The 12,080-nt window shown below is 72.5% G+C and carries 12 protein-coding genes and 3 tRNA genes; 5 read left to right on the top strand and 10 right to left on the bottom strand.

All coding sequences use genetic code 11. The features are described from left to right. Positions 1-60 precede the first annotated feature (60 nt). Both V7E45_RS22885 and V7E45_RS22880 read right to left on the bottom strand, forming a co-directional pair. Positions 61-133 (bottom strand) — tRNA-Met (locus V7E45_RS22885). A gap of 46 nt (positions 134-179) precedes the next feature. Next, positions 180-252 (bottom strand) — tRNA-Thr (locus V7E45_RS22880). A gap of 289 nt (positions 253-541) precedes the next feature. Here V7E45_RS22880 and V7E45_RS22875 point away from each other — a divergent pair. Continuing rightward, the gene (locus tag V7E45_RS22875) at positions 542-1,807 is read left to right on the top strand and encodes an amidohydrolase family protein (protein WP_333776068.1); all 1,266 of its coding nucleotides are present in this window, start codon (positions 542-544) and stop codon (positions 1,805-1,807) included. An 801-nt stretch (positions 1,808-2,608) separates the two neighbouring features. Continuing rightward, positions 2,609-3,265 (top strand): SDR family oxidoreductase, encoded by a 657-nt coding sequence (locus tag V7E45_RS22870; RefSeq protein WP_333776067.1) that lies wholly within the window; start codon positions 2,609-2,611, stop codon positions 3,263-3,265. A gap of 25 nt (positions 3,266-3,290) precedes the next feature. On the opposite strand, the gene V7E45_RS22865 is transcribed toward V7E45_RS22870, so the two are convergent. From V7E45_RS22865 to V7E45_RS22850, 4 genes are all read right to left on the bottom strand, one after another. Then, on the bottom strand, positions 3,291-3,503 hold the full coding sequence (locus V7E45_RS22865; RefSeq protein WP_317444861.1) for a hypothetical protein: 213 nt from the start codon (positions 3,501-3,503) through the stop codon (positions 3,291-3,293). 276 nt (positions 3,504-3,779) lie between these two features. Further along, the gene (locus V7E45_RS22860; protein ID WP_333776066.1) at positions 3,780-4,598 is read right to left on the bottom strand and encodes an ABC transporter permease; all 819 of its coding nucleotides are present in this window, start codon (positions 4,596-4,598) and stop codon (positions 3,780-3,782) included. Beyond that, positions 4,595-5,635 carry an ATP-binding cassette domain-containing protein gene (locus tag V7E45_RS22855; RefSeq protein WP_333776065.1) on the bottom strand — a complete coding sequence of 347 codons (1,041 nt, stop codon included), beginning with the start codon at positions 5,633-5,635 and terminating at the stop codon, positions 4,595-4,597. The genes V7E45_RS22860 and V7E45_RS22855 overlap by 4 nt, the downstream gene beginning before the upstream one ends. A gap of 30 nt (positions 5,636-5,665) precedes the next feature. After that, positions 5,666-6,337 (bottom strand): DUF4097 family beta strand repeat-containing protein, encoded by a 672-nt coding sequence (locus V7E45_RS22850; protein ID WP_333776064.1) that lies wholly within the window; start codon positions 6,335-6,337, stop codon positions 5,666-5,668. Positions 6,338-6,618: 281 nt separating this feature from the next. On the opposite strand from V7E45_RS22850, the gene V7E45_RS22845 reads away from it, so the two are divergent. Continuing rightward, entirely contained in the window at positions 6,619-7,377 is a 759-nt protein-coding gene (locus tag V7E45_RS22845; RefSeq protein ID WP_333776063.1) for a helix-turn-helix domain-containing protein, read from the top strand. A 156-nt stretch (positions 7,378-7,533) separates the two neighbouring features. Here V7E45_RS22845 and V7E45_RS22840 read toward each other — a convergent pair whose 3' ends face one another. From V7E45_RS22840 to V7E45_RS22830, 3 genes are all read right to left on the bottom strand, one after another. Then, complete coding sequence (locus V7E45_RS22840) at positions 7,534-8,631, bottom strand: PP2C family protein-serine/threonine phosphatase (RefSeq protein ID WP_333776085.1); 1,098 nt, start codon at positions 8,629-8,631, stop codon at positions 7,534-7,536. A gap of 231 nt (positions 8,632-8,862) precedes the next feature. Beyond that, positions 8,863-9,111, bottom strand: a complete 249-nt coding sequence (locus tag V7E45_RS22835) for a BON domain-containing protein (protein WP_333776062.1) — start codon at positions 9,109-9,111, stop codon at positions 8,863-8,865. A 338-nt stretch (positions 9,112-9,449) separates the two neighbouring features. Then, positions 9,450-9,531: transfer RNA gene (locus V7E45_RS22830), tRNA-Tyr, on the bottom strand. Between the two features lie 224 nt (positions 9,532-9,755). Here V7E45_RS22830 and V7E45_RS22825 point away from each other — a divergent pair. Next, the gene (locus V7E45_RS22825; protein WP_055622569.1) at positions 9,756-10,244 is read left to right on the top strand and encodes a YajQ family cyclic di-GMP-binding protein; all 489 of its coding nucleotides are present in this window, start codon (positions 9,756-9,758) and stop codon (positions 10,242-10,244) included. 182 nt (positions 10,245-10,426) lie between these two features. Here V7E45_RS22825 and V7E45_RS22820 read toward each other — a convergent pair whose 3' ends face one another. After that, positions 10,427-10,693: a GlsB/YeaQ/YmgE family stress response membrane protein gene (locus V7E45_RS22820; protein WP_020941613.1), complete on the bottom strand. Its 267-nt coding sequence runs from the start codon at positions 10,691-10,693 to the stop codon at positions 10,427-10,429. Positions 10,694-10,848: 155 nt separating this feature from the next. On the opposite strand from V7E45_RS22820, the gene V7E45_RS22815 reads away from it, so the two are divergent. Next, a partial coding sequence (locus V7E45_RS22815) for an APC family permease (protein ID WP_333776061.1) occupies positions 10,849-12,080 on the top strand: 1,232 nt, incomplete at its 3' end.

Below are 12,080 nucleotides of genomic sequence, written 5' to 3'. Positions count from 1 at the left end.
GGTTTAACGCAGAAAAGAGTAGCCGATCGAAGGACCGACCCCGCAATCGGCTACCGTCAGTAGCGGTGACCGGACTTGAACCGGTGACACAGCGATTATGAGCCGCTTGCTCTACCGACTGAGCTACACCGCTTTGATGAGATCGGGACCCGCCTTGCGACGGGAACCTCTCACACCAGAGCCCCAAAACGGAATCGAACCGTTGACCTTCTCCTTACCATGGAGACGCTCTGCCGACTGAGCTATTGGGGCGAGCGATGAAGACATTACACGGTCCGCCGCCGTTCGCCCAAATCCGTATCCGGCCGCCCGTCGCCCCCTTCGTCCCGGGCCTCCCGCAGGCCCCGAGCAGCGCGTACGCACCCCTTACGCGCGCGTGCCGACAGGGGCGGACCACGCCGGTACGACTATTGCGCTCCTCCGCGCCCTGCCCGGTTCCCCACCCTAGGCTCGACTCACTCTGCGTGATCTTGGGTCCGCCGGGGCCTTGAGCTCCTCACGCGGCCCTGCCCCGAGCCCCCGGCCCGAACCCTGGAGTCCGATGCCCGACAGCCAGCCGCAGCCGCCCTCGTCGTCGAACCCGTCCGGTTCCTCCGGACAGCCCGACCCGACCGCCCTGCTGCTGTGCGGGGCACGGCTAACCGACGGCCGGACCGTGGACGTACGGCTGGGCGGCGGGCGCATCGAGGCGGTCGGCACCGCCGGCAGCCTGACCCCGGGCCCGGGCCGCAGGGGCGTGGCCCGGGTGGATCTCGACGGCTACCTCCTGCTGCCGGCCCCGGCCGAACCGCACGCCCACAGCGACACCGCGCTGTCCGCCGAGCGCCCCGGACCGGCCTCCGACGACCCGGAGGACGTCCAGCGCCGGGCCACGGAGGCGGCACTGCTCCAGCTCGGCCACGGGGCGACGGCGCTGCGCGCGCACGTGCGCGTGGGCGACGTCCAGGGTCTGGGCGCGCTCGGCGCCGTCCTCCAGGCGCGGCGCTCGCTGCGGGGCCTCGCGGAACTGACCACGGTGGCGATGCCGCGCCTGCTGACCGGAGTGGCCGGGGCCGACGGGCTCGCGATGCTCCGGGACGCGGTGAAGATGGGCGCCTCCGTGGTGGGCGGCTCCCCCGACCTGGACCCGGACCCCACGGGGTACGTGGAGGCCGTGCTGGAGGTGGCCTCGGAGCACGGCTGCCCGGTGGACCTGCACACGGACGCCGCCGACCCGGCCCTGCTGTCCCGGCTCGCGGCCATGGCGGGCGGCCTGCGCCCCGGCGTGACCCTCGGCCCGTGCGCCGGTCTGTCGCGCCTGCCGGCCGAGGTCGCCGCCCGGCTCGCCGACCAGCTCGCGGCGGCCGGGGTCGCCGTGGTGTGCCTGCCGCAGGGCGGTTGCGGGGGCGCGGAGCGACGGGGCGCGGCGCCGGTGCGGCTGCTGCGCGCGGCCGGGGTGCGGGTGGCGGCGGGCAGCGGTGCCCTGCGGGACGTGTCGAACCCGGTGGGCCGCGGCGACCCGCTGGAGGCCGCCTTCCTGCTCGCCTCCGCGCACGGGCTGCGCCCGGAGGACGCCTACGAGGCCGTGAGTGGCTCGGCGCGCGCGGTCCTGGGGCTGCCCGAGGTCCGGGTGGAGGCGGGTTTCCCCGCCGAGCTGCTGGCCGTACGCGGGGACGGCCTGTCCGGGGCCCTGTCCCTCGCCTACAGCCGGCTGGTGGTGCACCGGGGCCGGGTGGTGGCCCGGACGAGCGCGGTCCGCGAGTACTGCAGCTCGGCCTCGGCGACGGAACCCGGGCTGCCCCGGCAGGGCCGCAAAGAGCTGTCCTGAACGGGGTGTCCGCGCGTGTCTGCCTGTTTACGTCCGCGCCTGTTTGCCTGTTTGAAGGAGCGGGGTCTCGGCGCGTCCGCGCGGTGCGGGCCCCGGGCGGAGGTACGGGGGCGACGCGCCCGCCCCGCGCGCGGGTACCGGGACGTGGCACACCGCCCCGCGCGCAGCTGCCGGGACGTGGCCACACCCGCCCGGTGTCGCCCCCCGACAGAGACGCGGGGGCCCGGCGCGCCCGCGCGGCGGGGCCCGGGCGGGAATGCCGGGAGGCGGCACGCGCGCAAGGTGGCAGCCCCGTGCGCGGGTACCGAGCACGGCACGCCCGCCCGGCGTCCACCCGGGGGAGATGCCGGGGGTCCGGCGCGCCCGCGCGGTGGCGCCCAGGCGGGGATGCCGGGACGCGGCACGCCCGTAAGGTGCCAGCCCCGCGCGCGGGTACCGAGCACGGCACGCCCGCCCGGTGCCAGCCCTGCGCGGGGGTACCGGGACGCCGCACGCCCGTAAGGTGCCAGCCCCGCGCGCGGGTACCGAGACACGGCGCACCCGCCCGGCGTCGCCCTCCGGCGGAGGCGGTGGGACGCGGCACGCCCACCCGGTGCCAGCCCTGCGCGGGGGTACCGGGACGCGGCACGCCCGCGCGGTGCCAACCCCCGGCGCAGGTGCCGGGAGACGGTGTGCCCTTGCTGGCGCGTGGGCGGGTGCCGAGACGCGGGCCGCCCGCTCGGTGCCGGCACTGGCGCAGACGCGTCCGCGCGGTGTCCGGTCATGCGGCGGACATGCCTGACAGGGCGTACGGTCGGTCTCATGCGCATAGTCATCGCTGGGGGTCATGGTCAGATCGCGCTGCGGCTTGAGCGCCTGCTCTCCGCGCGCGGGGACGAGGTGGCGGGGATCATCCGCAAGGCGGAACAGGGCGACGATCTGCGGCGGGCCGGCGCCGAACCGGTCCTGCTGGACCTGGAGTCCGCCTCGGTGGAGGAGGTCGCGGCGCACCTGCGGGGCGCGGACGCGGCGGTCTTCGCCGCGGGTGCGGGCCCGGGCAGCGGTACCGAACGCAAGATCACGGTGGACAAGGGCGCGGCCGTGCTGTTCGCGGACGCCGCGGTCCGCGCGGGCGTGCGCCGTTTCGTGATCGTCTCCTCGATGGGCGCGGACCCCGCGCACGAGGGCGACGAGGTGTTCGACGTGTATCTGCGCGCCAAGGGCGAGGCCGACGCGTACGTCGCCCGTCAGGACGCGCTGGACTGGACGATCCTGCGCCCCGGGACGCTGACGAACGACGCGGGCACCGGGCTGGTGCGGCTGGCGGCCCGTACCGGGCGCGGTCAGGTCCCCCGGGACGACGTGGCGGCCGTACTGGCGGAGTTGGTGGACACCTCCGCGACGGCCGGCCTGACGCTGGAGCTGATCAGCGGGTCGACACCGGTGCCGGTCGCGGTGAAGTCGGTCGCCGGGAACTGAGGCGGCACCGCCGGCCGTTCATCCGTCAGAACAGCGGCAGCTGCCCGGGGAAGTCCGGCACGGCGTACCCGTCCAACGTCGGCTGGGCCGCCCCGAGCTGAGCCTGTGTCCGGGACCCGGAGCAGGAGAGGAGTTCCCCGTTCTCCCGTGCTCCGGGCGGGTCGTGGCGTGCGAAGCGCCCCGCGACGACGGCGATCTCGCGGCGGCACACGGGACAGGTTCTGCGACGGGAGCCCATGCCGCCAGTGTGCCCGCCGCCCTCCCGGACCCGCTCAGGACCGGCGAACCACACCCGCACCTGGACCCCGCATCGGCTGCCGGGCACCGGCCCGACCGCCTACGTGCCCTCCCGTCACGGCTGAAGTCGCCCGCCCGATACGCCAACCGGGGCGGCGCGCGCCGGCGGAATGCCGGTGCACGCCGCCCCGGGCGGGGCGAGGCGCGGATCGTGGGGCGAGGCGCGGATCGTGGGGCCGTGGGGGGAGTCGCGGTCGTGCTCACCCGGCGCTCGCGGTCACTCCGCGTCGCGGTCGAACTTGGCGGCCGACCAGAAGTAGCCGAGTACCGCGAGGCCCAGGCACCAGGCCACGGCGAGCCATCCGTTGTGGCCGATCGGGGTGCCGAGCAACAGCCCGCGCAGGGTCTCGATGGCGGGCGTGAACGGCTGGTACTCGGCGATCGGCCGGAACCAGCCGGGCATCGCGTCGAGGGGGACGAAGGTGCTGGACAGCAGCGGCAGCAGGATGAGGGGCATCGCGTTGTTGCCGGCGGCCTCGGCGTTCGGGCTGACCAGGCCCATGCCGACCGCGATCCAGGTGAGCGCCGTGGCGAAGAGCACCAGCAGTCCGAAGGCCGCGAGCCACTCCAGGACGGTGGCGTCGGTGGAGCGGAAGCCGATGGCCACGGCGACGGCGCCGACGAGGACCACGCTGACCACCGACTGCAGCACACTGCTGACGACGTGCCCGATGATCACCGAGCCCCGGTGGATCGCCATGGTCCGGAAGCGGGCGATGATGCCCTCCGTCATGTCGTTGGACACCGAGACCGCGGTGCCGACCACGGTGCTGCCGACGGTCATCAGCAGCAGGCCCGGGACGACGTAGGCGATGTACGCGGATCTGTCCGGACCGCCGCCGCCGATGCCCGCGCTCATGGTGTCGCCGAAGATGTAGACGAACAGCAGCAACAGCATGATCGGCGTGAGCAGCAGGTTCAGGGTGAGGGACGGGTAGCGCCGGGCGTGCACGAGGTTGCGGCGCAGCATCGTGGAGCAGTCGCGCACGGCGAGCGAGAACCGGGACGCGCGGGCGGGAGCCAGGGGGGTGCTCATCGGGCGGCCTCCTCGGCCTGGTCGGGGATGCCGGCTCCGCCGGTGGCGGCGTCGGTGGCGGTACGGGTGCCGGCGCCGGTCGTGGCGGCGGTCGCTTCCTCGGTGACGGTCGCGGTGTCGGTCAGGGCGAAGAAGACGTCGTCGAGGTCGGGGGTGTGCACGGTCAGCTCGTCGGCCTCGATGCCGGCCGAGTCCAACCGGTCGAGGACGGCGCGCAGTTCGCGCTGGCTGCCGTCGCTCGGGAGCTGGAGCGCGAGGGACTCGTCGTCCCGGGAGGCGTCGCGCAGGGCGGCCGCGGCGCTCTGGTACGCGGCCGGGTCGGTGAAGCGGAGCCGGACGTGTCCGCCGGGGACGATCCGCTTCAGCTCCTCGGCGGTGCCCTGGGCTGCGATCCGGCCGTCGTGGAGCACGGCGATACGGTCCGCCAGCTCGTCGGCCTCCTCCAGATACTGGGTGGTGAGGAAGACGGTGGCGCCCTCCGCGACCAGCTCGCGGATGATCTGCCACATCGTGTGCCGGGAGCGAGGGTCGAGGCCGGTGGTCGGCTCGTCGAGGAAGATGATCTGCGGGCTGCCGACCAGCGTCATGGCGATGTCGAGGCGGCGCTTCATGCCGCCGGAGTAGGTGGAGGCGGGCTTCTTCGCGGCCTCGGTGAGGTCGAACCGCTCCAGCAGTTCGGTGCTGACCCGGCGCCGCTCGCGCTTGCCGAGGTGGTGCAGGTCCGCCATGAGGAGCATGTTCTCCTCGCCGGTGATCAGGCCGTCGACGGCGGAGAACTGCCCGGTGACACCGATCGCGGCCCGCACCGACTGCGGATCGGCGGCGAGGTCGTGGCCGCCGACGTGGATCCGGCCGGTGCCGGGGTCCGGCGCGACGAGGGTGGAGAGGATCTTGACGGCGGTGGTCTTGCCGGCGCCGTTCGGGCCGAGCAGAGAGAAGATCGTTCCCTCCGGTACGGCCAGGTCGACGCCGTCGAGGACGGTCTTGTCGCCGTACGACTTGCGCAGCCCGTACGCCGCGATCGCCAGGTCGGTCATGTGAAGTGCCCCCTCTTGAACGGCTGCGGTCTACAGGCTGCGGGCGGTGATGTCGCCGTAGGCGGTAGTGGCGTGGATGGTGAGTGCGGCGGCGGCACCGTCGGCGTTCCGCAGGGTGTTGTCGATGCGGCCGTAGGTGGTGCCGGCGTCGAGGGTGGCGCTGACGCCGCGGGCGGCGCCGACGGTGATCTGTCCGTACTCGGTGCGCAGGGTGAGGTTGCCGCGGACGGCTTCGGTGATGTGGAGGTCGCCCTTGAGGGTGCTGATCTCGGCGGGGCCGGTGAGGCGGCCGATGATGACGGGGCCGGCCTGGAGGGTGAGGTCGGCGCTGTCGGCCTCGTCGAGCTTGACGGTGGCCTGGGCGGCTTCGAGGGTGACCTCGCCGAGGCGTCCGACGCCGCGCACGTCGGCGTCGGCGGCCTTGGCCTGGACGCGGGAGCCGGCGGGGAGCTGGACGGTGACCTCGACGGAGCCGGAGTGGCCGAGGAGGCGGTTCTTCGCCTCGGGGGCGTCGATGCGCAGGACGCCGTCCTGGTAGCTGACCTGGATCTCCTTGGCCGCCCTCAGGTCCCGGTTCTTGGCGGCGTCGGCGGGGCGGACCTCGACGGTGGTGTCGGCGCGGTCGGCGGCGATGAGCTGGATACGGCCGGCCGGGATGTCCAGGACGGCGGTGACGGGGGCGGAGGTGGCGAACTTCTGCATGGTGTTTCTCCTTGGTCCGTGAGGCGGCCCGCCGGTGCGGCCCGCCGTTTCCGACATGAGAAACGCTACGTTGCATTCACAGATTGGGCAACAACTTCGTTGCGCGCTGGGCCCGTAAATGCAGGCCAGAGAAGGGAAATCGTTGCAACGAGACAGAATCTAACGCAACGAACCCGGCTTCCGTTCGTTGCAATGGATGAAAGGTGAACGCTATGCTGACAGTCGCCACGCACGATGAACGAGCACACGCACGCAGACGCATGCGCACGGAGGAGGCCGCGATGCCGGGAGGCAGGCTCACCCAGCAGGAACGTCAGCAGATCGCGCTGGGGCTGGCCGACGGCCTCGCCTACGCGGAGATCGCCAGACGCCTCGAACGGCCGACCTCGACCGTCACCCGCGAGGTCATGCGCAACGGCGGCCCGACCGCCTACCGCCCCGAAGTCGCCCACCGCGCCACCGAACACCGCGCCCACCGCCGCAGACAGGCCGCGCCCCGGGACCCGAACGCGCTCCAGTCCGACGGCCGTGACACCGAAGCCGTCCGCGCGTACGAGGAGACGCTCACCACCGTCTTCATGCAGTCGGGCCTGCCCAGGATGACGGCCCGGGTGCTGGTCTGCCTCTACACGACCGACGCCGGCAGCCTCACCGCATCCGAACTCGTCCAGCGCCTCCAGGTGAGCCCGGCGACCGTGTCGAAGGCGGTCGCGTTCCTCGAGAGCCAGGGCCTCATCCGCAGGGAACGCGACGAGCGCCGCCGCGAGCGCTACGTCGTCGACGACGACGTGATGTACCAGTCCACGGTGGCCAGCGCCCGCGCCACCGCCCACCTCGGCGAGACCGCACGCCAGGGCGCCGGCATCCTCGGCGCGGGCACCCCGGCCGCCGCCCGCCTGGAGAACATCGCCCGCTTCGTCGACTTCGTCTCCGAGAGCATCCTGCGCGCGGCGGAACAGGCCCGCGAAGTCCTCCACACCAAGGCCGAGTCGGCCTCGGACGACCCGGCGGAATCCGTCCCGGGAGATGACAGGCGCTGACTCCCCTGGTTGCACGCGGCACGACATCGCTTCGCACTCCTGGGCGTGGCGCCGCCACGCGGGAAGCAAAGGGCCCGTGATCCGCTGGTGCAACGGATCACGGGCCCTTCGTCCTGCTCCCGCCGGAGGACAGGTGATGCCGGCGGACACCCACGGTCACCCCGCCTCCGCTCCTCCGGCAGGTGTCCGTGGCAGGCCGTTGCACCGGTCGGCGACGATCATCGCCACGTCGTCCGCCAGGTCTCCGCCGGTGTGGCGGGTCAACGCCTGGTGCAGTCGCTCCAGGAATTCCGGTGGGGTGGGGCCGGTGCCTATCCCCTCCACGGCCTCCGGCAGGGCGAAGAACTCGCCGTCGCGGTTGCGCGCCTCGATCACACCGTCGGTGTACAGCAGCAGACGGTCACCGGGGAGGAACGCATAGCTCTCAGGCTTCTCGGGGAGGCCGGCGACGAGGTCTTCGAGGCCGAGCGGTGGCGACTCCAAGCTCGGCGTCAGGGGCGCAGTCCGGCCCTGGTGCAGCAGCAGCGGTGGTGGATGTCCACGGTTGACCAGCTGCACTGTGGGCTGGTCCGGCACCTGCGCGATGAGCGCCGTGGTGAACCCTTCCAGCACGACCTCCGGCCCGTACGCATCGGGCACGGATATCTCCCGTCGCAGGGCAGCCGCACAGCGGTTCATGACCTCCACCAGGTCCTCCTCGTAGTGCACGGCTTCCCGGAACGCGCCCAGCGCCACCGCGACGGCTCGCACCGCGGACAGTCCCTTGCCCCGCACGTCCCCGACGATCAGCCGAACGCCATAGCGGGTCTGCACGGCCTCGTACAGATCACCGCCCACTCGCGCCCCGGTCCCGGCCGCAAGACATAGGCTGCCGGCCCGCAGCGGGCCCAGGCGTGCGGGCGCGGCCCGCAAGACGACCTCCTGGGCCGCCACCGCGATGCGGCGGACCTGGTCGAGCTCTCTCTGCCTGCGCTCCTGCATGGCGCGACTGGTGATGAACCCGGCCACGGAGACCAGGGCCAGGGCCAGGAAGTTGCTGTAGACCTGCAGGGTGCCCCACGCCCCGTTGTAGGTCGCGGTGGTCACACTGATCGCCAGCGCGAGGGCCGCCGCCGCGGTGGTGCCCTTGGGCCCCAACGTCACTGCCGCCAGGGCCGGGACCGCGGTGAGGAAGGGGCCCGTATAGATGAAGTGCGCAGGCGTGAGCTCGATGACCAGCACGGCAAGCGCGATCAAGAAGGGCACACACTGCATCAGCGTGAAGAGGACCCGGTGATGACCGCCTGCTCCAGGCCACGCGGGTGAGCGCAAGAGCGACTTCATGCACCAAGCCTGCCTCGCCGGATGCCACGGCTCCACCCCGGCCGACGGCCCCGGGCAGCCCAGAAGCCGGCCGGCACCGTTCCCACCCTTGGGCCCGTCAACGGGGTGAGAGGACGCTGCGGTGCCCTCCGTGATGCACGGAGGGCACCGCGTGCCTCATGTCTACTCGGCCTTGAGGCCGTCGGACATGACGCTCCGGACGCCCTTGATGTTCTTGGCGATGCGGACGGCCATCGCCTTCTGTGACTCGGTCACCGCGACGTCACTGGAGAGGGAGACCACACCCTGCGAGGTCTCCACCTTGATGTCCGAGCCGGGAACCCCCTTCTCGGTCAGCAGATCGGCCTTCACCTTGGTGGTGATCCACGTGTCAGTGGCCTCCTGCTTCGCGCTGTCGACCGTGTTCGCCATGGCTGCCTCCTCTTGTCACTCACGCACCGAGCGTGATCAATAGGCGACGCTACGTGCTTCCCCTCTCCGGCTCACCTGATCCATGGGAAACGGCCTAACCGCGAGCGGAAGCCGCGGACGGCCCGTAGAGCCTCGGACCCCCTGGCGTGCGGGTCGGGTCTCCCGGGGTACTTGACCACGGGACACCTGGGGGGCAAGCGCTGATCAGAGCCTGGATTCCGGGGTGACCAGGCGAGACGAGTCGCCCTTTTTCGAATTCGATCGAACGCCTTTGCCGGATAATGAGAAAACCCCCTCCGTTCTGCGTTTCCGCAGATCGGAGGGGGTCTCACCCAGTGTGGCGGCGCCAGGATTCGAACCTGGGAAGGCTGAGCCGGCAGATTTACAGTCTGCTCCCTTTGGCCGCTCGGGCACACCGCCGGGGATGCTGCCGTTCGAACCGCTTTTCGGCGGTGCTCCGTGGCAACGACGTAAACAATACCCGATGCCGAGGGGTGCTTCGCCACCCGATTGATCGCACCCGGCGGGTCGCGGGATGGCTAGGCTGGTGCGGATGCGGACCGGCTCCCTGCCGGGCTCGGCGGCCGCCGCCGCGTACGCCGGTACGCACCCGATACGCACCCCGATACAAGGAGCCACAGGACATGGCCGACTCCAGTTTCGACATCGTCTCGAAGGTCGAGCGGCAGGAGGTCGACAACGCCCTCAACCAGACCGCCAAGGAGATCTCGCAGCGCTACGACTTCAAGGGCGTGGGCGCCTCGATCTCGTGGTCCGGCGAGAAGATCCTGATGGAGGCCAACTCCGAGGACCGGGTCAAGGCCGTCCTCGACGTCTTCCAGTCCAAGCTGATCAAGCGCGGCATCTCGCTCAAGGCGCTGGACGCCGGCGAGCCGCAGCTGTCCGGCAAGGAGTACAAGATCTTCGCCTCGATCGAGGAGGGCATCTCCCAGGAGAACGCCAAGAAGGTGGCGAAGATCATCCGCGACGAGGGCCCCAAGGGCGTCAAGGCTCAGGTCCAGGGTGAGGAGCTGCGGGTCAGCTCCAAGAGCCGCGACGACCTCCAGACCGTGATCGCCCTGCTGAAGGGCAAGGACTTCGACTTCGCGCTGCAGTTCGTGAACTACCGGTAGGACCGGCAGCCGACAGACCGGTGTACCGGTGGACCGGTCGGACGACCTGCGCGACAGGTGACGTGTCGGAGGGGGGGGGGGCGCGGGGGGGGCCGCCCCCCCCGCGGCGCCCCCCCCCCCCCCCCCCGCCCCCCTCCGTCATGTCACCCGCCCGCCGCCAAGCGCCCGCGCGGCGGCACGCGTCAGTCCCGTGAGTTGCCGAACAGGATGCGGTAGAGGATCAGCAGGACGAGGGAGCCACCGATCGCGGCGGCCCAGGTCGCGCCGTCGTAGAAGTGCTTGCTGACCGGGTGGTCCAGCCAGCGGGCCGAGATCCAGCCGCCGATGAAAGCGCCCGCGACGCCGATGAGGGTCGTACCGATGAAGCCGCCCGGGTCGCGGCCCGGCAGCAGGAGCTTGGCGATGGCTCCGGCCAGAAGCCCCAGGATGATCCAACCGATGATGCTCATGCCGTGAACCTGCCCTCCCGCGCTGTCCCCGCACTGTCCGACCGCTGAGAATCCGGTGAGGATCGGCTGTCCGGCGCGCGCGTGTTCATGCTGTGTCGGTGAAGAGGACGTCACCGGTCCACCGCGCGGTTGCGCCCCTCAGTAGGGTGCGGCGCATGACCACCTCCGACACCGAGCTGCGACGCACCCTGGGACTGCGGGACGCCGTCCTCGTCGGACTCGGCTCGATGATCGGGGCGGGCGTCTTCTCCGCCCTGGGCCCGGCCGCGCGCGCCGCCGGGCCGGGGCTGCTGCTCGGGCTGGCCGTCGCGGCCGTGGTGGCCTACTGCAACGCCATGTCCTCGGCCCGCCTCGCCGCCCGCTATCCGGCGTCGGGCGGGACGTACGTCTACGGCAGGGAGCGGCTGGGCCCGTTCTGGGGCTATCTCGCCGGCTGGGCCTTCGTGGTCGGCAAGACCGCCTCCTGCGCTGCCATGGCGCTCACCGTGGGGGCGTACGTCTGGCCGGGACAGGCGCACGTGGTGGCGGTGGCGGCCGTGGTGGCGCTGACCGCCGTGAACTACGGCGGCATCCAGAAGTCCGCCTGGCTGACGCGGGTGATCGTGGCCTTCGTGCTCGCCGTGCTCGCGGCCGTGGTGGTCGCGTGCCTGACCTCGCCGGCGGCCGGCGCCGGGCGGCTCGGGATCGGGGTGCCGTCAGGTGCGGGCGTGCTCCAGGCGGCCGGTCTGCTGTTCTTCGCGTTCGCCGGGTACGCCCGGATCGCGACCCTGGGCGAGGAGGTCCGCGATCCGGCGCGCACCATCCCCCGGGCCGTCCGGGTCGCCCTCGGGATCACCCTGGTGGTCTACGTGGCCGTCGCCGTGGCCGTGCTGAGCGTGCTCGGCCCAGGCCGGCTGGGGCACGCCGCGGCGCCGCTGGCCGACGCGGTGCGGGCGGCCGGGGTGCCCGGCCTGGTTCCCGTGGTGCGGGTGGGGGCCGCGGTGGCGGCGCTCGGATCGCTGCTCGCGCTGATCCTCGGGGTGTCCCGGACGACGTTCGCCATGGCCCGCGACCGCCATCTGCCCGCGGCGCTGGCCGCCGTGCATCCGCGGTACCGGGTCCCGCACCGGGCGGAGCTGGCCGTGGGCGTGGTGGTCGCCGTGCTGGCCGCGACGGTGGACGTGCGCGGCGCGATCGGTTTCTCCTCGTTCGGCGTGCTGGCCTACTACGCCGTGGCCAACGCCTCCGCCTGGACGCTGAGCCCCGCCGTCCGGGCGCGCGCGGTGCCGGCGGTGGGGCTGCTGGGGTGCGCCACGCTGGCGTTCGCGCTCCCTGTGGTCTCGGTCGCCGTGGGGGCCGGGGTGCTGGTCGTGGGGGTCCTGGCCTACGGCGTACGGCTCCGGTGGGC

The sequence above is a fragment of the Streptomyces sp. IBSBF 3136 genome (assembly GCF_036815105.1).
In the GTDB taxonomy this organism is placed as follows: Bacteria; Actinomycetota; Actinomycetes; order Streptomycetales; family Streptomycetaceae; genus Streptomyces.
The sequence above is the reverse complement of the archived record's forward strand: the minus strand, read 5'-3'. Positions and strand labels throughout refer to the sequence as shown.